This window comes from Priestia sp. LL-8, assembly GCF_036227845.1.
Classification (GTDB): domain Bacteria; phylum Bacillota; class Bacilli; order Bacillales; family Bacillaceae_H; genus Priestia; species Priestia zanthoxyli.
This window is the reverse complement of the sequence record NZ_JAZAQH010000001.1, coordinates 2,549,242-2,564,832: the sequence shown is the minus strand read 5'-3', so window position 1 is coordinate 2,564,832 and position 15,591 is coordinate 2,549,242. Positions and strand designations below refer to the sequence as shown.

Sequence of the window (15,591 nt, the reverse complement as noted above, 5' to 3'; positions counted from 1 at the left end):
TTTTTTAGCTGTAGTGAAATTTTTTCAAATAGCACGCTAGCTGGACTTTTAATAGGTGCTCACTATTTGTAAATGATATGTTCATTTTGTCTTCGATTTTCTTTAAGCGCTGATAAAGTGTATTAACGTGAATATGAAGCTGCTTAGCTGTAAGTGAAGCAGAGCGATTATTATCGAAGTAGGCTTCTAACGTTTGTTCTAAAGGTTCATCATTCAAATAATTGTTTTTAAGAGGGAGGAATACTTCATCAATAAAGGTTTTTACCTCTTCTTTCGATTGATTAATAAATAATCGGTTAATTCCTATTTCCTCATACAATATGCATCCATCTTGCTGCTGAGACAAAAGGTAAGAAATCGCTTTTTCAGCTTCGCTATAACTTTTTCCTATTTGGGTAAAGTGAGAATAGCGACTTCCAATTCCTATCTTTACATGACATTCATTATAGTAACGCCATTTTGAGAGTAAATCCTCTAATTGTTTGACAATAGCATGATGTTCTTCGTAAGGATCAAGCGTAAATACAATGGTTACTTTGGTGTCAAATCCGTATACGACCGGTGCTTTTGAAGTGAAAACAGATTTGATATCAGACACAAGGCGATGAAGATGTAAGTTTAAGAGCTGCAGATCAGCTTGTGAACGAATGGTGATGAGAGCGACTAGAATATGCTTTTTTGTATCAATGTTTAACTCATTTGCTTTTTGATACAGCAAAGTGGTGTCATAACATGCTAAGTATTCACTAAATAGTTCATGCGTTCGCTTGTAAAATAAATCGACTAATGTTTGTTTTTTCAGCATTTCTAGTGCAATAACAGAGCTGCTTTGTTCGAGTGCCACTTGATCTAAAGGGGAAAGGTCTCCTTGATTTGCCTGCAGAATAACTAACCCTAAGAGCGTGTCAATGCCGTGTATAGGTTGAATGTAGACGCTGTGCTTCTGGTTGTTTGACTCAATAGTATAAAAGCAAGGTTTTGTATGTAAAAGAAAGCGCGTGTGAAATTCAGCTGTTTTTGTGTCTACATCAAGGAATTTTAAAAAGCCATAGCTCTTATTATCAACAAAATCTACAATGGTCACAGGAGATGTAACCATTCGGCGCAATTCTGTAAGTATCGGTTCAATTCCGTTACTATGAAGTGAAACATTCATGAATGTGCGGTGAATTTGATCGCGGCGTATTAAAAGTTCATTTTGTTTTTTAACACCTTCAAAAAGCGCTGAGTTTAAGAGAGCAATCGATACTTGATCGGAAAAGCTTTCTAACAGCTCTTTATCCTCTTCATTTAAAAGAGGGGTTGTGCCGTTTTGATAAATAATGAGTACGCATACCGTTTGTTCTTCCATACAAATTGGGACAGAAATAATAGATTGAATGTTTGTAAACGTATAGGACTGATTAAGATAATGAATATTATCGTCAGTCATAGTAGAAGAATCGCGTAATATATCCTCTAAGTTCGTATACATATAGCTTTTATTACGCTGAAATGTCTTTCCGATAATTCCTTCCCCAACTTTCATTTTCATGTTTTGAATTTCACTGTTTGGACCCCCTGACCAGGCGCGAGGCAAAAGAAATTGAGTGGAAGAATCAAACATCCACAGCACGCCCATATCCGCAACAGAAATAACTGAAAGAGCATTTTCTAGAATTCTTGTTAATAGATAATCAGAGTCTTGTAAAAGTGAAATTTCCTTAATACTTTTCATAAGTACGTTCAAAATGTGCTCATGCCGCTCTAGCTTTTTTTGCAGCACGTAAGGAGAAAAGTTAGCTGATAGCTGTTTGATTTGTTGTGGTGTCCAGTGATGCTTAGCAAATATGCGAACGACAAACGCATAGCGATTTGGAAAGGATAAGTAAATTTCTTCGAACTCTTCATATGCGATATGCTTTTGAAAGGAATCACTGCCGTTATGTAGGCTAGTGGGAGGAGCATAAAGTAGAGATGAGCATGAGGAACTGGAAAAAATCATGTTGAAATTTGCGGAATCAACACTTGCCCAAATTTGATACGAATTGTTTTTGATAACAGATGTAAGATAACCTTTCATATTAGCTAATAAATCATTCACGTTAACAACCCCTTATAGACTACTTAATGTAAAAAAATACATAGTTATAGTTCTTATTATATAGAAATACACATTGAAAAAATAGTCAGAATTTTTTAATATTTATATAACGAATCGATTTGTTACAAAACATTACATTAAATGGAATAAAAAGGAGATGAGCGCGTTTATGCTAGCAAGGTCGAACTGGAAATACGTCATTTTATTTTTATTATTTTTAGGCTGGTCGCTTGGAAACTTAGATCGTTTTATTATTAATTACGCTATTTTAGATATCTCGAAAGATCTACACCTTAATGCTTCTTCTACGGGCATCATCTTAAGTAGCTTTTTTGCAGGATACGCACTGATGCAAATACCTGGTGGGTGGCTAGCAGACCGCTTTGGATTTAAAAAAGTCATTACAATTGCCGTGCTTTTATGGTCTTTGTTTACGGTTTTTACTGGAATGGCCTGGTCTTTTGCTTCTATTATTATCATTCGCTTTTTATTTGGTTTAGGGGAAGGGAGTTATTTTCCATCCGCATCGAAAGGAATCGCAGGGTGGTTTCCTCAGCAAGAACGCAGTAGAGCCATGTCCTTTTTGTTATCGTCAGGTACGATTATGGGCGTGGTTACACCGATTCTAGCGACGCAGTTGATGCAAACAATAAGCTGGAGAAGTATCTTTTATATCATAGGAGCCATCGGGCTTGTTATTACAGTTCTGTTTGTTTTTTTACTAAAAGAAAAGCAGCAGGGGGAAAAAAGAGAGGCTTCTGCTATTCCTGCTAAGCAGATGACATTAAAAGAAATTATCAAAACCCCGATGATTTGGAATTTATTTATTGCATATTTCAGTATTTACGCTATTAACTGGGGGCTCATGTCGTGGATGCCTACATATTTAGCCGAAGTAAGACATTTGAATTTAACGGACATCGGTTTTCTTTCCGCTATCCCAGCATTTGTAGGCATTATAGGAATGTTTGTTAGCGGCTTTATTTTAGACAAGCTTCCAGAAGGAAAAGACAAGACGATAGCAGCGGTTTTTGGTTTACTGATGGGCGTTTTTCTTTGCTTAATGGCTATTTCACCTAGCGTAGGCATGTTTATCGTTTTTCAAAGCGCAGTAACTTTACTGTTTTCATTTAATGTGATTTTAATCGCTTCAGCTCCTTTAAAAATGTTGCCTGAATCAGTGGTCGGTTCAGCAAATGGTTTTATTAATACAGGGGCTCAAGCAGCCGGCGTATTAACACCAATGCTTATTGGTTTTTTAGTACAATCGTTTGGCGGGTCGTATAATGCAGCGTTTGCTTTATTAATTATCTGCGCTCTTGTCTGTGCTATTTCGTTGTTTTCGATTCGACCTGCAAAAGTGGTAGTGAACGCACAAAATGCTGTTAAATAATGAGGGAAAAAGGAGAGTGTCTCATGGATATTGTCAAAAAAGTCGAACAACTTATTGAACAAAAGCGACACGAGCTAACTCAAATCAGTGATCAAATATGGGAATATGCAGAAACGAGGTTTGAAGAGTATAAGTCGGCACAGCTAATTTGCGACATGTTAGAAAAAGAAGAGTTTACGCTTCGTACACATATTGCTAACCTTGAAACAGGTTTTATTGGAAGTTACGGGCACGGTTATCCGATTATCGCTATTCTTGGTGAATATGATGCGCTTACCGGGCTGAGTCAAAAAGATAAGTGTGCAGTAGCAGATCCAGTCAAAAAAAATGGAAATGGCCATGGGTGTGGACATAACCTACTTGGCGTAGGCTCACTAGCAGCTGCGCTTGCAGTCAAAGAATACTTAAAAGAAAAAAATGTTCCGGGAACCGTTCGATACTATGGATGTCCAGCTGAAGAAAGTGGATACGGAAAGACGTATATGGTACGAGAAGGATTTTTCCAAGATGTAGACATCGCGTTTTCGTGGCATCCGGCTACCGTTAATGGTGTCATGCATACGTCATCGAATGCGGTTATGCAAGCAACTTTTAAATTTAAAGGAAGAAGCAGTCATGCAGCTGCTAGTCCTCACCTTGGCAGAAGCGCTTTAGACGCTGTAGAGTTGATGAATATTGGTGTGAATTATATGCGTGAACATATGATAGATGAAGCGCGCGTACACTATGCCATTACAAACAGCGGAGGCATTTCTCCTAATGTTGTTCAAGCAGAAGCGGAAGTCATGTACTTAATTCGTGCTCCGAAGCCATCTCAAGTAAAAGAACTTTATGAACGGGTTGTGAAAATTGCAAAGGGAGCGGCTTTAATGACTGAAACACAAATGGAACAGGAAATTCAAGGAGCCTGTGCTAATCTAATTCCAAATCAAACAATGGAGCAGCTGATGCATAAGCAAATGATGCAGATAAATTTGGCTGAAGTGAAACAAGAAGACATGGCTTTCGCCAAAGCTATTTACGAGTCTACATCCGCTGAAGACAAAGAAGCAGCAAAAAAACAAGTCGGTTCACTGCTAGACAGAGCTTTAGCAAATCATCCAGTCTTCAACCAAATTGCTCCTATGTCTAAAAATGTTTCCTTCATGACGGGATCAACCGATGTCGCAGACGTTAGCTGGAATGTTCCCACTGCACAGTGCGTGACCGCAACGTGGGCTTATGCTACGCCGTTTCATACATGGCAAGCTGTTGCTCAAGGGAAAACAGAGTATGCTCACGATGCGATGTTGTTAGCTGGAAAAGCCATTGCGGCTACGGCGATTGAAATGATAGAAAATCAAGAGCTGATTAGTCAAGCGAAACAAGAGCTAGAGGATAGGCTAGAAGGGGAAAGCTATGAATGTCTTGTGCCTTCACATATACAGCCACCTAATTACTCAGAAAGTGAGCACGAAGACTATAGTGTGGTATAAAAAATGAGGCTGGGAAAAAAGTGTGTTAGTTCAAGGGGAATCCGAACGATGAATCGTTCGGATTTTTTCAATATGACGGTGAACGTAGATTAGATTGATGTAGTTATGTCTCAATCTCTTTTTGTTTTTATTAAAAATAAATGGTTAAAAATATGTCTCTTTGCTGAACCTAACCCTATCTAATTGTTTAGGAAAAGAGGTAAAAACATGAGAGCATATAAAATAGAAAAAGATGGTTCAATTTCAACTTCACTAAAAGGAAAATCAGTTTTATCCACTTCTTATTTAAACAAAGGTTCTGCTTTTACTGAAGAAGAAAGACAAGACCTTCATCTGCAGGGGCTTCTTCCTCCGACGGTCTTAACGTTAGAAGAACAGGCAAAAAGAGCATATGAGCAGTTCAAAAAAGCACCGAATGATCTTCAAAAAAATAATTCGTTGAATGATCTACATAATCGGAACGTCGTGTTGTTTTATCGTTTATTAACCGATCATTTAAGTGAAATGCTTCCCATTATTTACACGCCTACTGTAGGTCAATCCATTCAAGAATACAGCCATGAATACCACCGTCCTGACGGCTTATATTTATCCGTAAATGAAGCGGATCGATTAAGTGAGGCGATTGAAAATTTAGGGCTCGACAGCGAAGATATTGATTTGCTTGTAGTCACGGATTCAGAAAGTATTCTAGGCATTGGGGACTGGGGTGTAGGAGGGATAAATATTGCAGTGGGAAAGTTAGCGGTCTACACAGCTGCAGCAGGAATTGACCCAAGCCGCGTACTGCCTGTTGTTCTTGACATGGGGACCAATAACAAAAAGCTTCTTGAAGATCCTTTGTATTTAGGAAATCGTCATGAACGAGTAAAAGGAGAAGACTATAATCGTTTTATCGCTCAATTTGTAAAAGAAATAACGGCCAAGTTTCCTAAAGCGCTTCTTCATTGGGAGGATCTTGGTAATATTAACGCGCGTCACATTATGAAAGAATATGGCGATAAAATTTTAACATTTAATGATGATATTCAAGGAACGGGAGTAATTACTCTTGCAGCCGTTTTAACAGCGGTTCGTATTACAGGAACGCCTTTAAAAGATCAGCGAGTTGTTGTATTTGGACCAGGATCTGCTGGAATTGGGAATGCCGATCGTATTCATAGTGCGATGATGCTTGAAGGGCTATCTGAAGAAGAAGCGTATGATCGTTTTTGGGCATATGATTACAGGGGTCTGTTAACCGAAGACATGGAAGATTTAGCTCCTTTTCAACAGCCTTACGTTCGCCAAAATGAAGAGATTAAAGAATGGGAAAAAGACGATGAAAATAAAATTTCACTGTTGGAGCTTGTGAAACAAGTGAAACCTACCATTTTAATTGGAACGTCAGGCGTCACGGATGCTTTTACCGAAGAAATCATTAAAGAAATGGCCAAACATGTAGAGCGCCCCGTTATCATGCCGCTTTCCAACCCAACTAAACTTGCTGAAGCTGTTCCGGAAAATATTATAAAATGGACGGAAGGAAAAGCGCTTATTGCAACGGGAAGTCCATTTGAACCCGTTGAATATAACGGGCATACTTATGAAATCGGACAGGCTAATAATGCATTTGTGTTTCCGGGTCTTGGTTTAGGTGCAATTGTGGTTCGCGCTCAAAAGTTTACTGAATCTATGTTTGCAGAAGCAGCCAATGCAGTAGCGCGTATAGCAGAAACAGATACAAAGGGAGATACGCTTCTCCCAAATATTAAAGATCTTCAAAAAGTATCAAAGGCGGTTGCTGTGGCAGTTGCCGATGCTGCTGTAAAAGCTAACGTAGCAACTGTTACCGAAAAAAATGTAACTAAACTTGTAGAAGAAGCGGTATGGCAGCCTGTTTATAAACCTGTTAAGGCAAGAAATGAATGAGGTGAATGATAAATGAGCATAGGTCAAATTTTTCTCATTCTCGCGCCTATCTTTTTTGTCATTTTGCTTGGTTATTTAGCAGGGCGCTTTAAAAAATTTGACAAGCAAACGTCTAAGGGGCTTAACACATTAGTAACGAAGTTTGCGCTTCCTGCACACTTATTTGTAGGTGTGACGACAACGCCAAGAAAAACACTCATAGATGAATGGCCGTTTTTAGTTGCGCTGATTTTAGGCATCGTCGGGTTTTATCTCATTATATTGCTCATCGTGAAGTATGCAGGGAAGCATACGCTAACTTCTTCTTCTATGTTTGCTCTAAACTCAGCTCAGCCAACGTTTGCTTTTATGGGCATTCCGGTACTTGGAGGCTTGTTTGGTGCAGGTGCAGTAGCGATTCCAATTGCCATCACAGGAATCGTGGTGAACGCGATTTTAGATCCGCTGGCAACGATTTTGGGAACCGTTGGCCAAAGGGGACGAAAAGAAGGGGAAGAGAAAACAAGTTTATTCAAAGTAACGGTTCATTCTATTTTGCATGGTCTATCTGAGCCTTTGGCATGTGTCCCGTTAATTGGAGTGATTTTAACGCTTTGCGGCTTTCAGTCACCTAAACTGTTACAGGATATGCTTGATCAAATTGGAAGTATCACATCCGGAGCAGCTTTGTTTGCAGTAGGAGTAACGATTGGAATTGGAAAAATTAACTTCAGTAAAGGCGCGCTTGGGATCGCTGTCTTAAAAGTAGCGGTTCAACCGATCGTTATGCTCGGAATTGCAGTATGGATAGGGCTGTCTTCAGATGAAGTGACAAAAGCTATTTTACTGGTAGCTTTTCCTGGGTCTGCTGTAGCTGCCATGATTGCTTTGAGGTTTGAAAGCTTGGAAAACGAAACGGCATCTGCTTTTGTCATTAGTGCTATTTTATCGCTGGTTACGCTGCCGCTTCTTATTTCTTGGCTTATGTAAATAAAAAAACGAAAGAGGAGAATTCCTCTTTCGCTTTAAGACGGATTAATAAGCTAATGCGAATAATCCTTTGATATGAGATAAGTAACGAACGTTACTTGCTTCTTTCATAAGTGATGCTGGTAAACCTTTTAATTGCGTTTTGTTTCCGCCGATTGTACCAATTGCATCTTTGCGTCCAAGACTTCCTAGTGTACCAGAGAAGACAGGAACGAATGATTCCATTGCTCCGCCGCGAATAGCTACTGCTAAGTTCACGCCTACAACTTCACCCATTTGCCAAGCTAATTGAGCAGTAGGTGGGTAAGGGCGACCTTCTGGACCCATTACAACCGCTGAGTCACCAGCAAGGAATACATCTTTATGAGATGTAGATTGTAAGAATTCATTTACAAGTGCACGACCGCGGTTTACTTCGATACCTGAGTTAGCAACTACAGAGTTACCTTGAACTCCGCCAGTCCATACCATTGTTTTTGTTTCGATTTTGCTGCCGTCTTTAAGTTCAACAGTTGTAGCATCCATTTTTGTTACAGGTGTACCAGTAACGAATGTAACGCCACGTTTTGTTAAACTTGATTGAGCGCGCTCTACTAATTCAGCAGGGAAGCCTGGAAGAACTGTAGGAGCTGCTTCTACACAGTATAGAGAAATTTCTTTTGGATCAACACCGTGTTTTAGACATAGGCTTGGCATTAAGTCAGCGTATTCACCAACAAGTTCGATACCTGTTAATCCGCCACCGCCAACTACGATTGTACCGTCAGCTTTATTTTTTGTTTTGCTGTATTCAGCGATACAAGCTTCTACGTGTGCACGTAAACGGTTTGCATCATTTACTGATTTAAGAACGAAGCTGTGCTCTTCTAAACCAGGGATACCGAAGTAAGCAGTTTCACTACCTAAAGCTGTAACAAGGTAGTCGTAGCTTAATTTTGTACCATCTTCAAGAGATACTTCACGTTGATCTGGTGAGATTTCTTTTACCGTTGCAATTTTTAAATCAACGTTGTAGTTTTTAAGTAATTTATCAAGTGGTAAAGCTACCGCTTGTTCAGAAACGCCGCCTACAGCTAGACGGTGTAATTCTGTAATGATTTGGTGAGTAGCAAAACGGTTCACTACTGTAATTTTTGCTTCATCCGCACTTAGGTGTTGGCGAGCTGTCATTGCAGTTAATAAACCACCGTAACCGCCGCCTAAAATTAAAATATGTTTTGACATAGTCGATCCTCCGTCCACACTTTTTAATGAAAATTATTTTTGTTTTTCGTTTGTAATGTCTAAATACGCTTGTGCAAAGCGGAATAGTTTTTGAGCTTGTGGATCTTTAAGCATGCGTAATAAACCGAATAAACCGATTGAGTTAGAAGCATTTGCTTCTGCACGATCGTTTGCTTCGATTGCAGTAGCTGCAAGACCTTTTACTGTTCCTTCTACCGGCTCGATAAATTCTTTTACTCCACCAAGTAGATCTTCTTTTAATACGTCGTCAGTTAATAATGATTGCGCAACGTCGTAAGTTTTTGTAAGCACCGTTACCATTTCAGATAATTTTGGTAAATTATCTACAAGAACAGTAAGAGCTTCTTGTACTTCAGGCTTTAACAATTGATCTAACACATCCGCTTGACCTTTGTTAACTGCCGCTTCTGTTTGTACAGCAGCATTTTCCTCTGCAGCTGATTTTTGAATAGTTGATTGAGACATGAAAAGTCCTCCTTTGCTGGATACTGTTGCATATGTAGTTCCTAGTTATCTGCTAGACTTTCAAACTACATTGTGAAGTTGTGAAATCTTGCACATAATTCTATTTTAATTTTAATACGAGATAAAATCAACTCATTTCGTTGAAAAAATAAGTGAAGAACCTCGTAACCCTTTGTTTAATAAAAGTTTATAAGAAATAAAGCGAATAATTGCCTAGGTAAATAAAATTAAAATAGGGAACTAACATAATTCCTCTTCCTACGATAAAACAAATAACGTCATATTTCAACACATACGAACTTAATATTCTATAAGTAGTAAAAAGATAGGGCGCATTTACTATTTAAAGAGTTTTCAAAAAATTACATTGACTTACTATAGTGTTCTACATATAATCTAAATATAACATCTTATGTAAGGAGATATAACATGGTTATAGTGGATGAACTTTATCATAATGTGGTCATTACATTGCCTCAATTAAAACTAATTGAATTTATAATGAAGTTAAAAGAAGCTAAAGCACAAGAAATAGAAGATATAAAAATGAAAATTAGTAAATACGAAGAGAAGAAACGTGCTGAAGAAGCTTGGTATCAATCACTATCACCGTTTCGTAAATTTTTTACCGGGCGTCCTTTAAGTCAGCATCAAGCGGTCGAGTATATGGTATACGTAAAGGAACGCTTTAAAAAAATTGATCACCTTAAAGCACAAATGCGAGAACTTCATGAAGTTCTTGAATTAATAAAAGCGGAAAATGAAGAAACAAGTGAAATTACGCTTTCGCCTGCTATTGTACAAGAAATAAAACGACTAAAAAGCAGTGGAGGCGCGGAGATATGAGTGTTAATGAACTAAGTTTAGGTATAAATACGACGTGGGTTGTGTTAACAGCCGCGATGATTTTGTTAATGGAAGGCGGCTTTGCCTTGCTAGAGGCAGGGTTTGTCCGCTATAAAAATAGCGTGAATATTATTATGAAAGTATTCGCTGATATTACAATAGGAACGCTTTGTTTCTATTTAATTGGGTTTGGATTAATGTACGGAGATGATTTAGGTGGAGTTGTCGGTAAAAGCGGTTTTGCGCTCTCAGGTAATTTATCGCACCTTGACATTCCAATTGGGCTTGAAACGTTTTGGCTGTTTCAATGTGCGTTTGTGATTGCAGTCATCTCGATCGTTTCTGGAGCGGTAGCAGAACGAATTAATTTCCGTGCATACCTTTTATATGCCATTTTAATGACTACATTTATTTATCCTATAGCCGGCCACTGGATTTGGGGAGGCGGATGGATTAGTAAGCTAGGAATGCTTGATTTTGCCGGTTCGGCAGTTATTCATGCGCTAGGCGGTTTTTCAGCTTTAGCAGCTGCAATAATGATTGGACCAAGAAAAGGGAAATTTACGCAGAATGGAATTAGTTCCGTTTCTCTTCCAAGCAATTTGCCGCTTGCCTCAGTTGGTGCTTTTTTATTATGGTTTGGATGGTTCGGGTTTAATGCAGGAAGTACGCTAAGTGCCACTGACGTTAGAATTGGTCACATTGCTATTGTCACAATGTTATCAGCAGCAGCAGGCGGAGCAGCTACTTTATTTTATACTTTATTTCGCTACAACCGTTCAGATGCACCTTCTGTGATAAATGGATCGCTTGCCGGACTGGTTGGCATTACGGCCGGGTGCGCTTTTGTTAACACACCATCTGCTATTTTTATTGGAGCTGTATCTGGCTTATTAATGATGGCAGCTACAAACTGGCTCGAAGCACGTCAAATCGACGATCCTGTAGGAGCTTTTCCTGTACACGCTGCTTCGGGAATATGGGGCACGTTGGCTGTGGGCTTGTTTTCTACAGACGGCGGTGTGTTTACAGGAGGGGGCTGGACGTTACTTGGCGTTCAACTTCTTGGATTAATGGCTCTATGCGCTTGGGGATTTGTTACGACGTGGATAGGGTTAAAGGTTATTTCCTTGGTGGTTCCGCTTCGGTCTACGGAAGAAGAAGAAGAAGTGGGCTTAGATATCAGCTACCACGGTATCATGGCAGCTCATCAAGCTCCTGAATTTATTGAATATGAAAACTACTATGCGGAAGTAAAAGAAAAAGCCGCAGATTCGTAATAAAAGGCCGCGCTTTATAACAAAAGGGCGGCCTTTTGTTATAAAAAAATAGATTTAAAATACTTGGTTTAAATGATTGAAAAGTCAGAATATTTGTGTTATATTATAAAAAAGCCAAGGAGTTGATTTCTTATGAAAAAGAATTTACTTAATTCACCGCAAAAATCCAACGGAAAGGTGCTTGATGCATTATTCGCTGAGATGATTTTAGACAAGGCGATTGCAGAATTTCGTAAAGCACAGCTAAAAGAAGAAATCGACCGCACGCTATTGATGAAAAATAAAGAAGAGTTTTTAAAACTCTCATCAGAACTTAAACAAATTTCTTAATTACTTACTATACTTCACACACCATCTAAAATAGATGGTGTGTTTTATTTTTGAGACCTACTAAAAGGAATTAATTAGTAATAATTATGGACCTCCATGTACGCTTAATGAGTTTACAGGGTCTCGAAACGGGGAAACTGTTCCAGAGTTCAAATTTGATAACTATTATCCACCAGCAAATGGATTTATTCCATACAATGACACCACTTTCACAAAAGAAGTTTCTAGAGAGGCTGTTGAAGAAGTGTTTTTTGTAGCTCCGTATGCTATTTATCAAAATGAAACGTTTGGAGTATCAGATGCTTCTAATAGTCGAGTGCTTCTGACCACATCTGAAGAAGAAAAAGCTGATAAACATCATTTTCAACGAACGGATAAATATCTATATGAAAAACGTGTGTTAAAGGAAGAAGTGAAGTTAACGGAGAAAAAAACTCCTTATTTATAAAACGCCACAATAAAAAGAGGATGCAAATGCATCCTCTTTTTATTTAATCAATTTTCTTGAAGTGTTTCTGTTCGTATTATCATTTGTACGAAGGAAGGTAATGCCAAGACCGATTAATCCTCCTACAATAGCAGGAACTACCCAGCCGAGACCCACTCCATACATAGGTAGAATCGATGTAAACAGATCGTTTACTGCCGCGATTTTGAATCCAGCAGCATTTAAGCCATCAAACAAACTAACGATAAACGTGAAAAGAAGGCTTACTTGGTAAACTTCTGAACGTCCTTTAAATAAAGGATGTAAGAATGTCAAAGCAATTAACACTATAGCTAACGGATAAATAGCTGTTAAGACTGGAACTGAAATAGCGATTAATTCCGTTAAGCCAAAGTTTGCTACAACCGCGCTGAATGCTGATAAAATGACAGCAATCAACTTATAAGAGACCTTTGGAAACAACTTATGGAAAAAAGATGAACAAGATGTTACAAGGCCTACACTTGTCGTTAAACAAGCAACGGTAATCATCAGACCTAAAAGAATTCCTCCGTAAGAGCCAAAGTAGTAATTCGATACTTCAGCCAAAACCGTACCTCCGTTATCAAGACGTCCAAGCTCTGATACGCTTGAAGCACCCATATAGGACAATGCGCTATAAATAAGAGCTAAAATAACGGCAGCGATAGCCGTAGCTTTTGCACAAATTGCGATAATTTGTCGATTGGTTTTTGCTCCTTTTTCTTTGATTGCATTAATGATAATAATTCCAAAAACAAATGATGCTAGTGTATCCATTGTTAAATAACCTTCTTGGAAGCCTTTAAAGAATGCGTGCGTTGTATAAGCTTCGCTTGGTGCTTCAAATTTTCCAATTGGGTTCACAACGGCTACAACTACCAATATTCCAATAAACGTTAATTTAATAGGTGTTAAAACTTTTCCTACTAAATCGACAATTTTCGCAGGATTTAGCGAAAAAAAGCACGTAATAGTAAAGAAAATTACCGTGAAAATGATAAGGGGAAGGTGACCTGAATTTTCTGATAAAAAAGGCTTAACGCCAATTTCAAACGAAACACTTCCCGTTCTTGGCATTGCAAAAAGCGGTCCAATTGCCAAGTATAAAATTGTAGTAAAGATAATACCGAAAGCTGGGTGTACACGACTAGCTAAAGACTGCAGATCCTCTTTTCCGGAAAAACCAAATGCGAGAACACCTAGAAGAGGTAGACCTACACCCGTTACTAAAAATCCAGCATTTGCTGACCAAATATTGCTTCCAGCAGACTGACCTAACATTGCAGGGAAAATTAAATTACCTGCGCCGAAGAATAGGGCAAAAAGCATGAAGCCAATAACCACTATAAATGAAAAAGGAACTTTGTTTGACACATTAAAACCTCCAAAATTATAAATGCTTTTTATTATCGTGTTGAATAATTAAAATTTTCAGAATTTTATATTCGAATAATAAAAATAAACATGTATCGTATTATACTAACCTAAAATGCATATTTCAATATAAAATTTTATTTTTTTAATTAATTCGCTGAAATAGCAAAAATAGAAAAATACTTAGCAAAAAAATCTCAATATACAACAATTATTTGATATGATAAAACAGAACCGTGGCTTTTAAAAATTCGCATGTGCGGCCTTACATCCTTTTAGTAAAGAACTGTTTACATAAGGTGCTGTAAGGATGTATATTTATACACGGTTCGCGGAACCGCATATGCTCGATGGATGAAAGTCAACTGTGCGAAAGGAGCAAGAAAGTGAAAAGGTTAGGTCTAGCAACTCAGATTCTAATTGGACTGATTTTAGGCGTAGCTGTAGGTGCTATCTTTTACGGAAGCGATACAGCCATTTCTATTTTACAGCCGGTTGGAGACATATTTATTCATTTAATTAAGATGATTGTCGTACCGATCGTGATTTCAGCATTAATCGTAGCGGTCGCAGGAGTAGGCGATATCAAAAAATTAGGTAAGCTTGGCGGAAAAACAATTCTTTATTTTGAAATTGTTACAACCATTGCGATTGTAGTGGGGATTATTGCCGCGAACTTATTCCATCCTGGTGCAGGGGTTGATATGGGACATATTGAAAAAAGCGATATTTCTCAATATGAGGCAACGGCAAAAACGTCTGAAAGTACAGGGATTGCTCAGGAGCTTCTTCATATTGTTCCGACAAACGTCTTTCAGTCGGTAGCAGAAGGCGATCTTTTACCAATCATTTTATTTTCCGTACTGTTTGGTGTAGGCGTAGCTTCGATTGGAGAGAGAGGAAAACCTGTTTTAGCCTTTTTTGAAGGCGTCTTGGATGCAATGTTTTGGGTAACTAATTTGGTGATGAAATTTGCTCCAGTAGGTGTATTTGCACTTATTGGTGTTAATATTATAAAGTTTGGTGTCGGATCACTTATTCCATTAGGAAAATTAGTGTTCGCCGTTTACTTCACCATGATTTTCTTTGTGCTTGTGGTTCTTGGAATTATCGCTAAAATGGCTGGAACAAGCATGTTTACGCTGATAAAAGTGTTAAAAGACGAGCTGCTTCTTGCTTTTACAACGGCAAGTTCAGAAGCCGTTTTACCATCTCTTATCAAAAAGATGGAAGACTTCGGTTGTTCTAAATCGGTTACATCGTTTGTTATTCCAACAGGCTACACGTTTAACTTAGATGGTTCAACCATTTATCAGGCGCTGGCATCGCTGTTTATTGCTCAAATGTACGGCATTGACCTTTCCATTATGGATCAAATTCAGCTCCTTCTTGTGCTAATGTTAACCTCAAAAGGAATGGCTGGTGTACCAGGGGCATCGTTTGTAGTTGTACTTGCTACGCTTGAATCTATGGGCTTCCCTCTTGAAGGCATGGCATTTATTGCAGGAATTGACCGCATTCTTGATATGATGCGTACCACAGTTAACGTAGTAGGAAATGCTCTAGCTGCAATTGTAATGTCCAAGTCTGAAGGCGAGTTTGATAAGCAAAAATCATTAAATTATACAAATGAATTAAAGAAATCAAACATAGCTTAAAACAAAAAAGCCGGGCAGCTGCCCGGCTTTTTTGTTTGGAGCTGCGTGTTATCTTTTTTGAAACATATGGTAAAATAAAAGAAATGAGAGACA

General features: G+C 38.4%; 13 protein-coding genes. 9 read left to right on the top strand and 4 right to left on the bottom strand.

Features of this window, described 5'->3' with window-relative positions; all coding sequences use genetic code 11:
* Positions 1–4: 4 nt before the first annotated feature.
* A complete protein-coding gene (locus U9R83_RS13025; RefSeq protein WP_140450949.1) occupies positions 5–2,083 on the bottom strand; it encodes a helix-turn-helix domain-containing protein in 2,079 nt (692 codons plus the stop codon).
* A 169-nt stretch (positions 2,084–2,252) separates the two neighbouring features.
* Here U9R83_RS13025 and U9R83_RS13020 point away from each other — a divergent pair, with 169 nt between their 5' ends.
* The 4 genes from U9R83_RS13020 (at position 2,253) to U9R83_RS13005 (ending at position 7,831) form a co-directional block, all read left to right on the top strand.
* Positions 2,253–3,476, top strand: a complete 1,224-nt coding sequence (locus U9R83_RS13020) for an MFS transporter (RefSeq protein WP_014459821.1) — start codon at positions 2,253–2,255, stop codon at positions 3,474–3,476.
* Positions 3,477–3,499: 23 nt separating this feature from the next.
* Positions 3,500–4,951, top strand: a complete 1,452-nt coding sequence (locus U9R83_RS13015) for a M20 family metallopeptidase (protein ID WP_140450948.1) — start codon at positions 3,500–3,502, stop codon at positions 4,949–4,951.
* A 207-nt stretch (positions 4,952–5,158) separates the two neighbouring features.
* Positions 5,159–6,862: an NAD-dependent malic enzyme gene (locus U9R83_RS13010; protein WP_042992092.1), complete on the top strand. Its 1,704-nt coding sequence runs from the start codon at positions 5,159–5,161 to the stop codon at positions 6,860–6,862.
* Between the two features lie 12 nt (positions 6,863–6,874).
* Complete coding sequence (locus U9R83_RS13005; RefSeq protein WP_014459824.1) at positions 6,875–7,831, top strand: AEC family transporter; 957 nt, start codon at positions 6,875–6,877, stop codon at positions 7,829–7,831.
* Between the two features lie 45 nt (positions 7,832–7,876).
* On the opposite strand, the gene U9R83_RS13000 is transcribed toward U9R83_RS13005, so the two are convergent.
* Both U9R83_RS13000 and U9R83_RS12995 read right to left on the bottom strand, forming a co-directional pair.
* A complete protein-coding gene (locus U9R83_RS13000) occupies positions 7,877–9,055 on the bottom strand; it encodes an NAD(P)/FAD-dependent oxidoreductase (protein ID WP_013057328.1) in 1,179 nt (392 codons plus the stop codon).
* A 33-nt stretch (positions 9,056–9,088) separates the two neighbouring features.
* Positions 9,089–9,541 (bottom strand): DUF1641 domain-containing protein, encoded by a 453-nt coding sequence (locus U9R83_RS12995; RefSeq protein WP_013057327.1) that lies wholly within the window; start codon positions 9,539–9,541, stop codon positions 9,089–9,091.
* Positions 9,542–9,970: 429 nt separating this feature from the next.
* On the opposite strand from U9R83_RS12995, the gene U9R83_RS12990 reads away from it, so the two are divergent.
* From U9R83_RS12990 to U9R83_RS12975, 4 genes are all read left to right on the top strand, one after another.
* Positions 9,971–10,387 (top strand): hypothetical protein, encoded by a 417-nt coding sequence (locus U9R83_RS12990; protein WP_140450947.1) that lies wholly within the window; start codon positions 9,971–9,973, stop codon positions 10,385–10,387.
* Positions 10,384–11,667, top strand: a complete 1,284-nt coding sequence (locus tag U9R83_RS12985) for an ammonium transporter (RefSeq protein ID WP_116740512.1) — start codon at positions 10,384–10,386, stop codon at positions 11,665–11,667. Before U9R83_RS12990 ends, U9R83_RS12985 begins: the two co-directional genes overlap by 4 nt.
* 132 nt (positions 11,668–11,799) lie before the next feature.
* Positions 11,800–11,997, top strand: coding sequence for an IDEAL domain-containing protein (locus U9R83_RS12980; RefSeq protein WP_013057324.1), 198 nt, complete (start codon positions 11,800–11,802; stop codon positions 11,995–11,997).
* A 244-nt stretch (positions 11,998–12,241) separates the two neighbouring features.
* Positions 12,242–12,445 carry a hypothetical protein gene (locus U9R83_RS12975; RefSeq protein WP_243549413.1) on the top strand — a complete coding sequence of 68 codons (204 nt, stop codon included), beginning with the start codon at positions 12,242–12,244 and terminating at the stop codon, positions 12,443–12,445.
* Positions 12,446–12,484: 39 nt separating this feature from the next.
* Here the strand turns inward: U9R83_RS12975 and brnQ are convergent, their stop codons facing one another.
* Positions 12,485–13,840, bottom strand: coding sequence for a branched-chain amino acid transport system II carrier protein (brnQ, locus tag U9R83_RS12970; protein WP_099331067.1), 1,356 nt, complete (start codon positions 13,838–13,840; stop codon positions 12,485–12,487).
* A 386-nt stretch (positions 13,841–14,226) separates the two neighbouring features.
* Between brnQ and U9R83_RS12965 the strand changes: the two genes are divergently transcribed.
* The gene (locus U9R83_RS12965) at positions 14,227–15,498 is read left to right on the top strand and encodes a cation:dicarboxylate symporter family transporter (RefSeq protein ID WP_014459829.1); all 1,272 of its coding nucleotides are present in this window, start codon (positions 14,227–14,229) and stop codon (positions 15,496–15,498) included.
* Positions 15,499–15,591 lie beyond the last annotated feature (93 nt).

Bases quoted from the DNA above. Each gene is read 5' to 3' on its own strand.
- U9R83_RS12990 (WP_140450947.1), top strand. From the start codon at position 9,971: ATGGTTATAGTGGATGAACTTTATCATAATGTGGTCATTACATTGCCT.
- U9R83_RS13000 (WP_013057328.1), bottom strand. From the start codon at position 9,055: ATGTCAAAACATATTTTAATTTTAGGCGGCGGTTACGGTGGTTTATTA.
- U9R83_RS13005 (WP_014459824.1), top strand. From the start codon at position 6,875: ATGAGCATAGGTCAAATTTTTCTCATTCTCGCGCCTATCTTTTTTGTC.
- U9R83_RS12985 (WP_116740512.1), top strand. From the start codon at position 10,384: ATGAGTGTTAATGAACTAAGTTTAGGTATAAATACGACGTGGGTTGTG.
- U9R83_RS13010 (WP_042992092.1), top strand. From the start codon at position 5,159: ATGAGAGCATATAAAATAGAAAAAGATGGTTCAATTTCAACTTCACTA.
- U9R83_RS12995 (WP_013057327.1), bottom strand. From the start codon at position 9,541: ATGTCTCAATCAACTATTCAAAAATCAGCTGCAGAGGAAAATGCTGCT.
- U9R83_RS13020 (WP_014459821.1), top strand. From the start codon at position 2,253: ATGCTAGCAAGGTCGAACTGGAAATACGTCATTTTATTTTTATTATTT.
- U9R83_RS13015 (WP_140450948.1), top strand. From the start codon at position 3,500: ATGGATATTGTCAAAAAAGTCGAACAACTTATTGAACAAAAGCGACAC.
- U9R83_RS12980 (WP_013057324.1), top strand. From the start codon at position 11,800: ATGAAAAAGAATTTACTTAATTCACCGCAAAAATCCAACGGAAAGGTG.